The 14590-nt window shown below is 71.6% G+C and carries 13 protein-coding genes; 10 read left to right on the top strand and 3 right to left on the bottom strand.

Going from position 1 to position 14590, the window contains the following annotated elements; genetic code table 11:
- Nucleotides 1-30: 30 nt before the first annotated feature.
- On the top strand, nucleotides 31-2523 hold the full coding sequence (locus tag AC3ANS_RS19225) for a choice-of-anchor A family protein (protein ID WP_488293183.1): 2493 nt from the start codon (nucleotides 31-33) through the stop codon (nucleotides 2521-2523).
- A gap of 3 nt (nucleotides 2524-2526) precedes the next feature.
- Here AC3ANS_RS19225 and AC3ANS_RS19220 read toward each other — a convergent pair whose 3' ends face one another.
- Together AC3ANS_RS19220 and AC3ANS_RS19215 are read right to left on the bottom strand one after the other, a co-directional pair.
- Nucleotides 2527-3147 carry an HAD family hydrolase gene (locus tag AC3ANS_RS19220; protein WP_488293182.1) on the bottom strand — a complete coding sequence of 207 codons (621 nt, stop codon included), beginning with the start codon at nucleotides 3145-3147 and terminating at the stop codon, nucleotides 2527-2529.
- A gap of 94 nt (nucleotides 3148-3241) precedes the next feature.
- Entirely contained in the window at nucleotides 3242-4531 is a 1290-nt protein-coding gene (locus AC3ANS_RS19215) for a citrate synthase (RefSeq protein WP_488293181.1), read from the bottom strand.
- A gap of 316 nt (nucleotides 4532-4847) precedes the next feature.
- Between AC3ANS_RS19215 and rplM the strand changes: the two genes are divergently transcribed.
- The 6 genes from rplM to AC3ANS_RS19185 all read left to right on the top strand — a co-directional run bounded on the left by rplM (nucleotide 4848) and on the right by AC3ANS_RS19185 (nucleotide 9885).
- Nucleotides 4848-5291 carry a 50S ribosomal protein L13 gene (gene rplM, locus AC3ANS_RS19210; RefSeq protein WP_488293180.1) on the top strand — a complete coding sequence of 148 codons (444 nt, stop codon included), beginning with the start codon at nucleotides 4848-4850 and terminating at the stop codon, nucleotides 5289-5291.
- A gap of 35 nt (nucleotides 5292-5326) precedes the next feature.
- A complete protein-coding gene (gene rpsI, locus AC3ANS_RS19205) occupies nucleotides 5327-5827 on the top strand; it encodes a 30S ribosomal protein S9 (protein WP_488293179.1) in 501 nt (166 codons plus the stop codon).
- A gap of 126 nt (nucleotides 5828-5953) precedes the next feature.
- Nucleotides 5954-7300, top strand: coding sequence for a phosphoglucosamine mutase (glmM, locus tag AC3ANS_RS19200; protein WP_488293178.1), 1347 nt, complete (start codon nucleotides 5954-5956; stop codon nucleotides 7298-7300).
- A gap of 47 nt (nucleotides 7301-7347) precedes the next feature.
- Nucleotides 7348-8256, top strand: a complete 909-nt coding sequence (locus AC3ANS_RS19195) for an ATP-binding cassette domain-containing protein (RefSeq protein WP_488293177.1) — start codon at nucleotides 7348-7350, stop codon at nucleotides 8254-8256.
- Nucleotides 8253-9056: an ABC transporter permease gene (locus AC3ANS_RS19190; protein WP_488293176.1), complete on the top strand. Its 804-nt coding sequence runs from the start codon at nucleotides 8253-8255 to the stop codon at nucleotides 9054-9056. The genes AC3ANS_RS19195 and AC3ANS_RS19190 overlap by 4 nt, the downstream gene beginning before the upstream one ends.
- A 217-nt stretch (nucleotides 9057-9273) precedes the next feature.
- Nucleotides 9274-9885, top strand: coding sequence for a DUF8017 domain-containing protein (locus AC3ANS_RS19185; RefSeq protein WP_488293175.1), 612 nt, complete (start codon nucleotides 9274-9276; stop codon nucleotides 9883-9885).
- A 5-nt stretch (nucleotides 9886-9890) separates the two neighbouring features.
- Here the strand turns inward: AC3ANS_RS19185 and coaA are convergent, their stop codons facing one another.
- Nucleotides 9891-10880, bottom strand: a complete 990-nt coding sequence (gene coaA / locus AC3ANS_RS19180; RefSeq protein WP_488293174.1) for a type I pantothenate kinase — start codon at nucleotides 10878-10880, stop codon at nucleotides 9891-9893.
- A 41-nt stretch (nucleotides 10881-10921) separates the two neighbouring features.
- Here coaA and glmS point away from each other — a divergent pair, with 41 nt between their 5' ends.
- The 3 genes from glmS (at nucleotide 10922) to AC3ANS_RS19165 (ending at nucleotide 14567) form a co-directional block, all read left to right on the top strand.
- Nucleotides 10922-12766 (top strand): glutamine--fructose-6-phosphate transaminase (isomerizing), encoded by a 1845-nt coding sequence (gene glmS, locus AC3ANS_RS19175; RefSeq protein WP_488293173.1) that lies wholly within the window; start codon nucleotides 10922-10924, stop codon nucleotides 12764-12766.
- Nucleotides 12767-12772: 6 nt separating this feature from the next.
- Entirely contained in the window at nucleotides 12773-13123 is a 351-nt protein-coding gene (locus tag AC3ANS_RS19170) for a holo-ACP synthase (RefSeq protein WP_488293172.1), read from the top strand.
- 64 nt (nucleotides 13124-13187) lie between these two features.
- Nucleotides 13188-14567, top strand: coding sequence for an NAD(P)H-hydrate dehydratase (locus AC3ANS_RS19165; RefSeq protein ID WP_488293171.1), 1380 nt, complete (start codon nucleotides 13188-13190; stop codon nucleotides 14565-14567).
- The last annotated feature ends 23 nt before the right edge of the window (nucleotides 14568-14590 follow it).

Genomic DNA, 14590 nt, shown 5'->3' with positions numbered 1-14590 from the left:
GGCCGTAGACCTACTGGGGGGTTGGTTTCGATGAACATCTGTCTGTCCGCGCGCGCCCGTCGCGCTGTCCGTCGGCCGCTGGCCATCGCACTCGTCTCCGGGGCCTTGACACTCGCCGGCCTGCAGACCGCGATCGTCGAGCCGGCCGGTGCCACCACGCCCGCGACCTGTGTGCCGGTCTCGAACGCGTTCGGTCCAGCCACCGGGTGGACCGAGTTCGTCGAGGGCGACGGCACCCGGGGCGCCGAGTCCGAGGGGGCCATCGCCTACGGTGGCAACCACACGGCCTCCGGCATGACGGTGAACAAGGACGCCTCGGGCTTCCCGGTCGGGTCGGCGTCGCTCGTCGTGGTGGGCAGCCACGGCACCTACAACCTTCAGCACGGCAGCGCCTACCTCAGCCCCCAGAGCGGCGTGAACTTCAACGGGTCGGGCCACTACCTCGCCAGCAACCCGGTCGACTTCGCTGCTGCGTTCGCGCAGCTGCGCACGCTCTCGGACCAGTGGGGCGCCGCGGCGGCCACAGGCACCGTGACGGCCGGGGTCACCGGCGGCAATGCCGCGTTGATCCTCACCGGGACCAGCACCTCGCTGAACGTCTTCGACCTGACGAGCGCCCAGGCCGCCGAGCTCGCCGCGGGCAAGCACGTCGGGTACGACGTGCCCGCGAACGCCACCACGATCATCAACGTTCCCGGCACGAACGTGACCATCGCGGGCCAGGCGTGGCTCCGCACCGGCTCGACCTGGAGCCAGGTCAACGACGGCAATGTCAAGGGCACCCAGAGCGGCCTCGTGTGGAACTTCCCCCAGGCCACGTCGCTGACCCTGGCCTACGGATCGGCGTGGGCCGGGCATCTGCTCGCGCCCCGGGCCGCCGTCACGGTCACCTCCGTCGGGCACACGATCGGGCAGGTCATCGCGAAGTCGTTCTCGTCCGGGTTCGAGACCCACCTCAACCTCTTCCCCAGCCAGGCGTGCGTCCCGACGCCGCCGGAGACCCCCGGCGCGTCCGACGTCACCATCACGAAGTCCGCGTCGACGGCCACCCCCCTGGGCGGCTCCACGTTCAGCTACGTGCTGACCGCCACCAACGTCGGCGACGCCACCGCCACCGGCGTGACGATCCAAGACGTGCTTCCCGCTGGAGTCACCTACGTGTCGGCGACCTCGCCGTGCACGGTGTCGGGCGGTGTGGTGAGCTGCGCGGTCGGCACGCTCGTGGCCGGAGCGTCCACCTCAGTGACGATCACGGTGACCGCGAACCCGATCGCCGGTGCCGGTCCGGTCGTCCACCCCGGCGGTGACCACTGGATGACGCCGTACCACCCCGAGTCGCAGGTCGACCTCGAGCCCGGGCAGCAACGCAGCATCACGCTCGCCTGCAACCCCGGCGACATCCTCAGCGACGGTGACTTCCGGATCGACCACGTCGACCAGGGGACCGGCGCGTTCGCCGACGTGAAGGTGCTGAGCTCGCAGAGCACCGGCACCGGGACCTGGAAGGGCGTCATCCGCAACGACGCGACCGGCCGCGTGCAGGCGAAGGCGTTCATCGTCTGCCTCCCCGGCACGACCGAGGGTGGCAACGACGGGCACCGGCACAACCTGCTGGTCGACGGCGCCCCCGTGACGGCCACTCAGTCGCTGCCCGCCGGACGTACCGACGTCGCCGTGACCTGCCGGGCCGGGACCGTTCCGATCGCGCCCGGCTACGACCTCTCCTCCGCGGGCGCTGCCCTGGTCGCCTCGGAGACCGACCAGACCGCACGCACGTGGACCCAGACCTTCGTCACGGCCGCTCCGGTCACGGTGACCGTCAGTGCGCTGTGCCTCTCGACGACCACGAGTGCCGTGGGTGGGCACACCCACCAGCTCCACTTCACCCACGTGGTCCGGACGGTGAGCGTGCCGATGCTGACCCCGGACGAGGGCACGGAGTTCAAGGTCGCCTGCCCCGACGACGCCAAGGGCGTGGTGGCGACGTTCGACCTGCCGCCCGGCGTGACCACGTGGGGCCACGACCCCCGGCTCAAGGAGCGGGCGTTCCGCCTCTACAACCCGTCGAACAGCGCCCAGACCGCCACGATCGACCTGGTCTGCCTCCACGACCGGGTCGGCACCGACATGGGCACCGACGACCCGGTGACCGTGGTCAACACCGCCACCGTCTCGTCGGTCTCGACCGACGCCAACCCGGCCAACAACGCCGCCAGCGCCACCGTGACCGTCCTGCCCGGCACGGCGACGACCACCGTCGCCGGGCGGGCCGTGGTCCGGGGCGCTGCCCTCAGCCTGCAGGTGCTGTCCTCGATGCCGGGGCGCGGCGCGCTGGCGGTGCGTGCGCACGGCGTCGTGCTCGCGCGAGGCTCGGTCGGCCTGCGTGCCGGTGGTGCGACCACGGCGAGCCTGCGGCTCACCGACGCCGGCCGGCGACAGCTGTCCCAGCTCGAGCAGGTGACGGTGAGCGTCGACCCGACGCGCGGCAAGACGGTGCGCCAGAGCGTGGCGCTCCAGCGGTAGACGTCAGACCGGCAGGCCGCGGCTGCGCAGCTCGGTGCGCAGGGCGGCCGCGTCGGTGAACAGGATCGCCTGCATGCCCAGCGCCGCCGCGGCGTCGACGTTCGCCTGCTTGTCGTCGACGAAGACCAGCTGGTCCAGCGGCAGCCCGCTGCGCTCCGCCACGATCTCGAACACCCGGGCGTCCGGCTTGGCGACCTTCTCGGTGCCGGAGACGACGACGTCGTCGAACAGCGCCATCACCTCGAAGTTCTCCGGGGCGTGCGGGTAGAGCTCGTGCGACCAGTTGGTCAGCGCGAACAGCGGCACCCCCGCGGCGTGCAGGTCGCGCACCACGTCCCCGGTGCCCGGCACCTCCCCGAGCAGCGACTCCAGGAAGTGGGCGCGATACGCCAGGGCGTGCTCGAGCCAGTGCGGGTGGCTGCGGCGTACGGCGTCCTCCGCGTCCGCCCACGTGTCACCGGAGTCGGGGCCGAGGTTCCACGCCATGAAGTCGAAGTCGTCGGCCTCCAGGAACCGCTTCGCCTCGTCCGCCCCCACGCCCGCCGCGATCGCGGGGTAGGGGTCCCAGTCGATGACCACGTTGCCGAGGTCGAAGACGACTCCCTGGGGGATGGCGAGTTTCATCGGCCGGCCGACGAAACTCGTGGCTGGACGACGAAGCTTCGTCGTCCAAGGTCGAGAAACGTCGGCCGGCCGACAAAACTGGACCGCTCTCCGGTCACGCCCAACGCTCGGCAGCGGGCACGAAGTCCAGGCCGCGCTCGCCGGTGTAGATCTGCTTCGGGCGCGCGATCTTCTGCTCCTTGTCCTGGACCAGCTCGAGCCACTGGGCCAGCCAGCCCGGCGTGCGGCCGATCGCGAACAGCACCGTGAACATCTCCGGCGGGAACTGGAAGGCCTCGTAGATCAGCCCCGAGTAGAAGTCGACGTTGGGGTAGAGCTTGCGCTTGACGAAGTACTCGTCCTCGAGCGCGATCTTCTCCAGCTCCAGCGCGATCTCCAGCAGCGGGTTGGTGCCGGTGACCTCGAAGACGTCCTCGGCGGACTTCTTGATGATCTTGGCGCGCGGGTCGTAGTTCTTGTAGACCCGGTGCCCGAAGCCCATCAGCCGCTCGTTGCCGTCCTTCACCCCCTGGATGAAGGAGGGGATGTTCGACTTGGTGCCGATCCGGCGCAGCATCCGCAGCACCGCCTCGTTGGCGCCGCCGTGCAGCGGGCCGTAGAGCGCACCGACGCCGGCCGCCACCGAGGAGTACGGGTCGACCTGGGTCGACCCGACCGAGCGGACCGCGTTGGTCGAGGCGTTCTGCTCGTGGTCGGCGTGCAGGATGAACAGCACGTCGAGGGCCTTGACCAGGCGCTCGTCGGCCTCGAAGCGGTGCTCGCTCATCTTGAACAGCATCGAGAGGAAGTTCGCGGTGTAGCCGAGCTCGTTGTCGGGGTACACGAACGGCTTGCCCTGGGCGTGCCGGAACGACCAGGCGCCGAGCGTCGGCATCTTCGCGATCATCCGCACGATCTGCATGTGCCGGTTGTCGGCGTCGCTGATGTTGCGGGCGTCGGGATAGAACGTCGAGAGAGCACCGACCGACGCCATCAGCATCCCCATGGGGTGCGCGTCGTACCGGAAGCCCTGCATGAACTCCTTGACGTTCTCGTGGACGAACGTGTGGTAGGTGATCTCGTGCACCCAGGACTCGTACTCGGCCTTCGTCGGCAGGCTGCCGTGGATCAGCAGGTAGGCGACCTCGAGGAAGCTGGACTTCTCCGCCAGCTGCTCGATGGGGTACCCGCGGTACTCCAGGATGCCCTTGTCGCCGTCGATGAAGGTGACGGAGCTGCGGCACGAGGCAGTGTTCACGAAGCCGGGGTCGTAGACCGCCAGGCCCGGCGTGTCCTCCTCGGCCTTGATCTTGCCCAGATCAGCGGCCTTGATGGTGCCGTCGGTGATCGGGACCTCGTACTCCTGTCCGGTGCGGTTGTCGCGGACGGTGAGGGATTCAGTCACGCCTGCCAACTTAGTCTGCGGCGTGGCGGCATGCGAAACCCGGTGTCCGTGGGTGGAGAATGGACGGTTGCCAGGAGCCCGTCCGGGAGCGCCTGCCCTTTTGACCTGTACGTCGAGCGCCCCGTACTCTTGTCAGTCGCGCCTCCTGCCGCGCTCGCTCCGATGGTGTTCATGGACTTTCCGTGCCACGGGGAGCGGGTGCAGATCCGGACCTCACCTCGGTGAGCAGCCGGGCCGTGTTCGTCAGAAGGCGTGGCTCCACCACCCGGGAGCAGCAGCTCTCCGGGGCCCGACGAACGAAGAAGGAAACTCTTCCGTGCGCACGTACAGTCCCAAGCCCGGCGACATCCAGCGCGAGTGGCTCGTCATCGACGCCACCGACGTCGTCCTCGGCCGCCTGGCGGTGCAGACCGCCAACCTCCTGCGCGGCAAGCACAAGGCGATGTTCGCCCCCCACGTCGACACCGGTGACTTCGTCATCATCGTCAACGCGGAGAAGGTCGCCCTGTCGGGTGACAAGAAGACCACCAAGATGGCGTACCGGCACTCCGGCTACCCGGGCGGTCTCTCTGCCACCCCGATCGGCGAGATCCTGGAGAAGGACGCTCGCAAGGCCATCGAGAAGGCCGTGTGGGGCATGCTCCCGAAGAACAAGCTCGGCCGTCAGATGCTGAAGAAGCTGAAGGTCTACTCCGGGCCCAACCACCCGCACGAGGCCCAGAAGGCCACGCCGTTCGAGATCAAGCAGATCTCCCAGTAATCCGCCTGTACGAGCACTGAGAAAGCCTGAGGAACATGAGCGACACCACCAGCGAGGTCGAGGAGACCTACGAGGCCGACGAGCAGGGCATCGCCTACAGCTCGGAGAGCGCCCCGTCCGCCGACGCCCCGCAGCGTCCCGCCACCATCGCCCCGGCCAACGCCACCGGCCGCCGCAAGGAGGCGGTCGCCCGCGTCCGGATCGTCCCGGGCACCGGCCAGTGGACCGTCAACGGCCGCACCCTGGACTCCTACTTCCCCAACAAGCTGCACCAGCAGGTCGTGAACGAGCCGTTCGCGAACCTCCAGCTCGAGGGTCGCTTCGACGTCATCGCCCGCATCCACGGCGGCGGCATCACCGGCCAGGCCGGCGCCCTGCGCCTCGGTGTGGCCCGCTGCCTGAACGCGATCGACGTCGAGGCCAACCGCCCCTCGCTCAAGAAGGCCGGGCTGCTCACGCGTGACGCCCGCGTCATCGAGCGCAAGAAGGCCGGTCTCAAGAAGGCCCGGAAGGCCCCGCAGTTCTCCAAGCGCTGATCAGGCGCCGCGTGGGCGGGCGCCTGGCTGCGTTGTCGTCGGTCGACGGCCAAACCCGGGCCGCCTTCCCTCCTCCGCCTTGCCATGCACTCCGCCACGCGACGCCTGTCGGAGGGTGAGTAGTAGATGAAGCGGATTTTCGGCACGGACGGGGTCCGGGGCCTGGCGAACGGTCAGCTGACCGCCGAGCTCGCCCTGGACCTCTCCGTCGCCGCTGCCCGTGTCCTGGCCGACCGGGGCGAGTTCGAGGGGCACCGTCCCCTCGCCGTCGTCGGCCGGGACACTCGCATCTCCGGACAGTTCCTCGAGCACGCGGTCGTCGCGGGGCTCGCCTCCGCGGGCGTCGACGTGCTGCGGCTGCGGGTGCTGCCCACCCCGGCCGTCGCCTACATGACCGACGCCCTCGGTGCCGACCTCGGCGTGGTGATCAGCGCCTCGCACAACCCGATGCCCGACAACGGCATCAAGTTCCTCGCCCGCGGTGGCCACAAGCTCGACGACGCCGTCGAGAAGCTCATCGAGCAGCGCCTCGCCGAGGAGTGGGAGCGGCCGCTGGGCGGTGACGTCGGGCGGGTCACGCCGTACGCCACCCCCGTCGAGGAGTACGTCGGGCACCTGGTCGGCACGATCAGCCGGCCGCTCGACGGCATCAAGGTCGTGCTCGACTGCGCGAACGGGGCGGCGCACGAGGCCGGCCCCCGCGCGCTGCGCGCCGCCGGCGCCGAGGTGATCGCGATCGGGGTCGACCCCGACGGGCTGAACATCAACGACGGCTGCGGCTCCACCCACCTCGGACCGCTGCAGGTCGCCGTGGTCGAGCACGGTGCCGACGTCGGCTTCGCCCTCGACGGCGACGCGGACCGCTGCCTGGCCGTCGACCACCAGGGCAACACCGTCGACGGCGACCAGCTGCTCGCGGTCCTCGCGCTCGGCATGGCCGAGTCCGGCCACCTGGCGAAGAACACCGTGGTCGCGACCGTGATGAGCAACCTCGGGTTCGTCAAGGCCATGCGTGCCGCGGGGGTCGGCGTACGCCAGACCAAGGTCGGCGACCGCTACGTGCTCGAGGCGATGCGGGTGTCGGGCTACTCCCTCGGCGGTGAGCAGTCGGGCCACGTGATCATGAGCGAGCACGCCACCACCGGTGACGGCATCCTGACCGCGCTGCACGTGCTGGAGCGGATGGCGGTGACCGGTCAGAGCCTGCAGGCGCTGGCGTCGGTCGTCACCCGGCTGCCGCAGGTGCTGGTCAACGTCCCCGACGTGGACAAGAGCCGCGCCGACGAGGACCCGGTGCTCGCCGCCGCGATCGCCGAGGAGGAGGCCGCGCTCGGCGACACCGGTCGCGTGCTGCTGCGACCGTCCGGCACCGAGCAGCTCGTCCGGGTGATGGTCGAGGCCGCCACCCAGGAGGAGGCGGTGTCGGTGGCCGGGAGGCTGGCCGACGTCGTGAAGCGACAGCTCAGCCTCTAGGGCGGGGTGCTGCCGCGCCGCTCAGCGGGGGCCCTAGGCTGACCCTCGTGGGGTTCAGCGGGACGACCGGCCCGGCGCTGGCCGTGGAGGGTCTGGGGAAGACGTTCGGCTCGATCCGCGCCGTGGACGACCTGAGCTTCGGCGTCCGACCCGGTGCGGTGACCGGGTTCCTCGGTCCCAACGGGGCCGGCAAGACCACCACGCTGCGGATGCTGCTCGGCCTGACCCGGCCCACGGCCGGACGAGCGCTCGTCGGTGACCGGCCGTACGCCGAGCACCCGACCCCGGCGCGGGTCGTCGGCGCCGCGATCGAGTCCTCGGGGTTCCACCCCGGACGCACCGGTCTCGGGCACCTCGAGGCCTACGCGCCGCAAGCCGGTGTCGACAAGGCGCGCTGCCACGAGCTGATGGAGTTCGTCGGGCTCGCCGAGGCCGCCGTCCGGCGGGTGGGTGGCTACTCGATGGGGATGCGGCAGCGGCTGGCACTGGCCACCGCGCTGCTGGGCGACCCACCGGCGATCGTGCTCGACGAGCCGGCGAACGGGCTCGACCCCGAGGGCATCGTGTGGCTGCGCCAGCTGCTGCGGAGCTTCGCGGCCCAGGGCCGCACCGTCCTGGTCTCCAGCCACGTGCTCGCGGAGGTGCAGCACACCGTCGACGACGTGGTGATCATCGCTGCCGGCCGCCTGGTCCACGCCTCCTCGCTCGCCGACCTCGCTGGGCTCGCGGCCCCCGAGACCTACGTCGAGTCGCCCGCGGCACAGGCGCTTGCGGACCTGTGCCGCGAGCGTGGCTGGACGACCCGCCCCGAGGGGCCCGGCCTCGTGGTCACCGGCGTGCTCGCGGCGGAGGCCGGGGCAGCGGCGTACGCCGCCGGGATCGAGCTGCACCAGCTGGCCAGTCGCGGCGCCGGTCTCGAGGACGTCTTCCTGCGGCTCACAGCGGGCGACTCATGAGGGCCGCGCTGGTCGCGGAGTACCGCAAGCTCCTGAGCACCCGGATGTGGTGGCTGCTGCTGCTCGTGCTCGCGGGCTACCTCGCGTTCATCGGCGTGGTGATGGCCTCGTCGTTCGTGTTCGCGTCCGAGGACCCGAGCAGCGACTCGGTGACCCTGCACGGGGTGGAGGCGGCCCGCTCGATCTACGCCCTGACCAATGCCGTCGGCTACGTGTTCCCGCTGGTCATCGGCAGCATGGCGATCACCACCGAGTTCCGCCACCAGACCATCACCCAGACGCTGCTGGTCGAGCCCCGCCGCGGCGTACTGCTCGGTGCCAAGCTGCTGGCCACGCTCCCCGTCGGGCTGCTGTACGGCGTGGTGGGCACCCTCGCGGTCGTCGGCGCGAGCGCCCCGCTGCTCGCCGGATGGGGTGACGGCGCGTTCCTCACCGACGGGTCGGTGCTCGAGGTGCTGGCTCTGGGCGTGGTCGTCACCGCCTTGTGGGCGATGATCGGCGTCGCGTTCGGCAGCGTCGTGCCCAACCAGGTCGCCGCGATCGTGGTGATCTTGGCCTTCACCCAGTTCGTGGAGCCGATCGCTCGGCTCGCGCTCGGCTCCTTCGACGCCACGGACGCGATTGCCAAGTTCCTGCCTGGCGCCGCTGCCGACGGGTTGATCGGCTCCAGTCTCTTCGGCGAGCTGGGCGGCGGCGCCGAGCTGCTGTCGCGTCCGGTCGCGCTGGCCGTGCTGCTGACGTACGCCGGAGGTCTCGCGCTCGCCGGCCGGTTCACCACCCTGCGCCGCGACGTCGGTTGAGCCGGGCTGGCTCGGGCTGATCCGGGGTGATCCGGGGTGATCCGGGATGGGCGGTGTGCTGTCCACGTGGCTGGGGCCCGATTGGGTGGAGGAGTCACCGCCGGCCTGGGCTGATCCGGCTGCGCCGGGCCGACCCGGCGCCAGTTGCCCGGTGTTCTCGTCCACAGGACTCGGGTGGGGCGGTGTCGAGACGGGGGGCTCGGGGTAGACACCCGGCATGACGCGGGTCCGGATCGCGCAGGTGCTGGCCGTGCTGGCCACGCTCGCCGTGCTGGGCACGAGCGCGGTCGCGACGGCCCAGTGGGGGGCCGACGAGCACCGGGAGCGACCGGCACCGGATCGGGGTGATCCCGCCGGGCTGATCGTGCGGGATCCCCGCACCGGCGCGACGTTCGAGGTGCCGGGCGACCGCTGGCGGGTGGAGGGGAGGGCGGTGCGCATCTACTACGCCGACGACGCCGGCCGGCCCACCGCCGTGGTCCGGGGCCCGGCGGTGTTCCGGCCGGGATACTGCGCGGCCGCGAAGGACTCCAACCGCGGCTTCGCGGGCTTCACCCGGCAGGGCTTCGGGGCATGGCTCAGAGGACTCGGCCGGGTGGTCTCGCAGGCGGAGGGTCGTCTCAGGCTCCCCGACGGCACCGTCGCGCGGCTTCGGTGGGCGCAGGTGGACCCACCGGCGACCGGTCGCTGCGGCACGCCGCAGGTGTACGTCGCGATGGTGCTGGCCGGCGACACTCGGGTGGTCGTCGTGGCGGACGCCGGCGCGCCGGGGACGCTGCCAGAGGAGCAGGTCGAGGCGGTCCTCACCAGCCTGCGGCTCGCCCCCTGATCGGGCTAGAGCTTGCGCAGCCGCACGTAGCGCACCGAGTGGTCGCGGTCCTTGCGCAGGACCAGCGTGGCGCGCGAGCGGGTCGGGAGCACGTTCTGGGTCAGGTTGGGCCCGTTGATCGTGTCCCAGATCCGCCCGGCCTCCGCGACCGCCTCGTCGGCGGACAGCGTGGCGTACTTGGCGAAGTAGGACCCGGTGTCCTGGAACGCGGTCTCCCGCAGTCGCAGGAAGCGGGAGACGTACCAGTCGCGGATCGTGCTGGTCGCGGCGTCGACGTACACGCTGAAGTCGAAGAAGTCGCTCAGCGTGAGACCGGTGCGGCCGTCCTCACGCGCACGCGGCGGCTGCAGGACGTTGAGGCCCTCGATGATCACGATGTCGGGCCGGCGGACCACGACCTTCTCGTCGGGCACCACGTCGTAGACGAGGTGGGAGTACGTCGGGGCCAGCACCTCGTCCTTGCCGGACTTGATGTCCACCACGAACCGCAGCAGGGCGCGGCGGTCGTAGGACTCCGGGAACCCCTTGCGCTGGAGCAGGCCGCGCCGCTCGAGCTCGGCGTTGGGGTACAGGAAGCCGTCGGTGGTCACCAGCGCGACATTCGGGTGCTGCGGCCAGTGGGCGAGCATCTGCTGCAGGACACGTGCGGTCGTGGACTTGCCGACCGCCACCGAGCCGGCCAGGCCGATCACGAACGGCGTGCGCGGCGGCTGGTCCTGGTGGAGGAACTCCTCCTGGCGGCGGTACAGCCCGCTCGCGGACTCGACGTACAGGCTCAGGAGCCGGGAGAGCGGGAGGTAGATCTGCTGGACCTCGTCGAGGTCGAGCTGGTCCCCGAGCCCGCGCAGGCGCTGGATCTCCTCGGCGCTGAGAGGGTTCTCCACCTCGCTGGCGAGCGCCGCCCAGGCGGAGCGGTCCAGCTCGAGATAGGGGGAGGACTCCCGACCGGCGTCGGCGGGGGTCACCTCGCCGTGGGCAGCGCCGTGAGAGGGCATGATGGCGATTGTTGCAAAGGCCCGCCGTTACAGTGACACCCGTGTGCGGGATCGTGGGTTACGTAGGTCACCAGGCTGCTCAGGACGTCGTCATCGAGGGGCTCCGGAGGCTGGAGTACCGCGGCTACGACTCCGCCGGGATCGCGCTGGTCGCGGACGGGGCGCTGGCCACCGACAAGCGGGCCGGCAAGCTGGCCAACCTCGAGAAGGCGATCGTCGACAGCCCGCTGCCGGCCTCGACGACCGGCATCGGGCACACCCGGTGGGCCACCCACGGTGCGCCGAACGACGTCAACGCCCACCCGCACCTGGGACGGGCGGCGCGCGTGGGGCTCGTGCACAACGGCATCATCGAGAACTTCGCCGAACTGCGGGACGAGCTCGAGGCCGCCGGGCACCGGCTGCTCTCCGAGACCGACACCGAGGTCGCCGCGCACCTGCTCGAGGCGGAGGTGGCCGCCGGCGCGGACCTCACCGAGGCGATGCAGCGCGTCGTACGGCGCCTCGAGGGCGCGTTCACCCTCGTCGCCGTCGACGCCCAGGACCCCTCGCGGGTCGTCGCCGCCCGGCGCAACTCACCGCTGGTCGTCGGCATCGGCGAGGGCGAGAACTTCCTCGGCTCCGACGTCGCGGCGTTCATCGAGCACACCCGGGAGGCCCTGGAGCTCGGCCAGGACCAGGTCGTGACGATCACCCGCGAGGGCGTGTCGGTCACCGGCTTCGACGGCACGCCCGCGGAGGGCCGGCGCTACCACGTCGACTGGGACCTCTCGGCCGCCGAGAAGGACGGCCACGACTGGTTCATGCGCAAGGAGATCTACGAGCAGCCGCACGCGGTCGCCGACTCGCTGCTGGGCCGGCGTACGCCCGAGGGCCACCTGCACCTGGACGAGATGCGGCTCTCCGACCAGGAGCTGCGCGACGTCGACAAGATCATCATCATCGCGTGCGGGACGTCGTTCTACGCCGGCATGGTCGCGAAGTACGCCATCGAGCACTGGACCCGCACGCCGGTCGAGGTCGAGCTGGCCTCGGAGTTCCGCTACCGCGACCCGATCCTCGACTACTCCACGCTCGTCGTCGCGATCAGCCAGTCGGGGGAGACCGCCGACACCCTGCAGGCGATCCGGCACGCGCGCACCCAGCGCTCCAAGGTCCTCGCGATCTGCAACACCAACGGCTCGACGATCCCGCGCGAGTCCGACGCGGTCATCTACACCCACGCGGGCCCCGAGATCGGGGTCGCGTCGACCAAGGGCTTCCTCACCCAGCTGGTCGCGTGCTACCTGCTCGCGCTGTACCTCGCCCAGGTCAAGGGCACGCGGTACGGCGACGAGATCGACGAGGTGATGAACCAGCTGGAGGAGATGCCGGCCCACATCCAGCGGGTCCTCGACGACGACGCGAGCGTCTACGAGCTGGCGCGCGAGCACGGCGACGCGACCTCGGTGCTGTTCCTGGGCCGCCACGCGGGCTACCCGGTGGCGCTCGAGGGAGCGCTGAAGCTCAAGGAGCTGGCCTACCTCCACGCGGAGGGGTTCGCCGCGGGTGAGCTCAAGCACGGGCCGATCGCGCTGGTCGAGCAGGGGCTGCCGGTGTTCTGCGTGGTGCCGCCCGCCGGCCGGGACCAGCTGCGGGACAAGATGGTCAGCGGTATCCAGGAGGTCCGCGCCCGAGGGGCTCGCACGATCTGCCTGGTCGAGGAGGGTGACGACGCGATCACGCCGTACGCCGACGTGGTGATCCGCCTGCCCCAGGTCCCCGTGCTCCTCCAGCCGCTGGTGGCGGTCGTGCCGCTGCAGCTGTTCGCCTGCGAGCTGGCGACCGTGATGGGCCACGACGTCGACCAGCCGCGCAACCTCGCCAAGTCCGTCACGGTCGAGTAGGCGCACGTGATCGTCGGGGTCGGCATCGACGTGGTGGACGTCGAGAGGTTCGGGGTCTCGCTGGCCCGCACCCCCGGTCTCGCCGACCGGCTGTTCACCGCTCACGAGGCCGGCCGGCCGCTGGCGTCCCTGGCGGCGCGGTTCGCGGCCAAGGAGGCGCTGGCCAAGGCGCTCGGCGCGCCGGTCGGCATGCACTGGCACGACGCCGAGGTCGTCTCCGAGGAGTCGGGCCGTCCGGTGCTCGAGATGCGCGGGTCCGTCCTGCGCCAGGCCACCGAGCTGGGTGTCGCCTCGGTGCACGTCTCGCTCTCCCACGACGCCGGCATCGCCTCCGCCGTGGTGGTGCTGGAGTCCTGAGCGGGTCCAGGCACCGTGCTCAGGCACACGACCCGTCCCCGCGGAGCCCGCTAGCGTGAGGGGCATGAGGAGCGCGCACACGACTGAGCAGGTGCGGGCGGCCGAGGCCGAGCTGATGGCCACGCTGCCGGAGGGTGCGCTGATGCAGCGGGCCGCGGCCGGGCTGGCGTACGCCGCGCTGGACCTGCTGGGGTCGGCGTACGGACGACGGGTGCTGCTGCTGGTGGGGTCGGGCGACAACGGCGGGGACGCGTTGTACGCCGGGGCGCTGCTCGCCCGGCGGGGCGTCCAGGTCGAGGCGTGGCTGCTCTCCGAGCGGGCGCACGCGGGCGGCGTCGCGGCCCTGCGCGCGGCCGGGGGCCGCACGATCACCGGCGAACCGCGCCGGCCCGACCTCGTGGTCGACGGGATCGTCGGCATCGGTGGCCAGGGCGGCCTGCGAGACGACGCGGTCGCGGCCCTCGCCACGGTCGCGGGCGTGCCCGTGGTGGCCGTCGACACGCCGTCGGGCGTCGGCGTCGACACCGGTGAGCTCGACGGACCGCACGTGACGGCGGCGGTCACGGTCACGTTCGGCACCCACAAGGTCGCCCACCTGGTCGACCCGGCGGCCGCGGCCTGCGGCGTGGTGCAGCTCGTGGACATCGGCCTCGACCTGCCGCAGGCGCCGGTGGAGTCGCTGCAGCCCGAGGACGTGGCGGCGCTGCTGCCGCGCCCGCACGGCGAGGTCCAGAAGTACCAGCGCGGCGTGGTCGGCGTGCGCGCGGGCTCGGCGCAGTACCCCGGCGCCGCGCTGCTCAGCGTGTCCGGCGCGTCCAGCGGCCTGTGCGGGATGGTGCGGTACGTCGGGGACGCCTCCGTGGCCGACCGGGTCCGCGCGGCCCATCCCGAGGTGGTGGGCGCCGGCCAGGTGCAGGCGTGGGTGGTCGGGTCCGGGGGTGGCGACCACGCCGGGGACGAGCTGCGTGCGGCCCTGGCCGACGGGGTGCCCGTGGTGGTCGACGCCGATGCGCTTGCCCACGCGGACGGGCCGCTGCCGGTGCCGGCCGTGCTGACGCCGCACGCCGGCGAGCTGTCCCGGATGCTCGGCGTGGACCGCGCCACGATCGAGGCCCGGCCGCTCGAGCACGCGCGCCACGCGGCTGCGACGTACGGCTGCGTGGTGCTGCTCAAGGGCCGGCACACGCTGGTCGCGACCCCGCAGGGCCGGGTGCGGGTGACGACCACCGGCACGCCCTGGCTGGCGACGGCCGGAGCCGGTGACGTGCTCGGTGGGCTGATCGGGGCCCTGCTGGCCGCCGGCCTCTCGCCGTACGACGCGGCCTCGGTCGGCTCGTGGCTGCACGGGGCCGCCGCCACCCTGGCCGCGCACGGCGGCCCGATCGTCGCCGGTGACGTGGCGCGTGCCATCCCGGCAGCCGTCCGCAGCCTGCCGGAGGCGTGATGGGACAATCGTTCCCATGAGTT

Source organism: Nocardia sp. 149-1B (assembly GCF_057747975.1).
This window is presented reverse-complemented; position numbering and strand designations above follow the sequence as displayed.